General features: G+C 65.7%; 1 pseudogene. It reads right to left on the reverse strand.

Going from position 1 to position 309, the window contains the following annotated elements:
• Nucleotides 1–125, reverse strand: a pseudogene (locus EXE45_RS21765) (universal stress protein); the annotation flags it as partial.
• Nucleotides 126–309: the final 184 nt, after the last annotated feature.

The raw sequence follows: 309 nt of genomic DNA on the forward strand, positions 1-309 counted from the left end.
GTCTGCTCCGGGAGGGCGTAGTGCCCGAGCACCACGACGTCCAGCGATGAGAGGTCCTCGATGAGCACCGGCGACAGCGGCTCGGGGTCCGGGAGTTCGAGCGGCACGAGGATCGTGTCTGCCATGCCGCACGGTTGGTCGGCCGGGACAATAAACGCGGAGATCCCCGGTCGAACGAACGAACCGGCGGCTGGGAGGGGCGGTACTCGACGCGAAAAGGTGGATGTCGCGGGGCGCTACTCGTTGCCGAACATCTGGCGCATCATCGGGTGCATCTCCATCAGCTGCTCTTCCGCGATCTCCTCGTAC

It is taken from the genome of Halorubrum sp. SP9, from assembly GCF_005435015.1.
In the GTDB taxonomy this organism is placed as follows: Archaea; Halobacteriota; Halobacteria; order Halobacteriales; family Haloferacaceae; genus Halorubrum; species Halorubrum sodomense.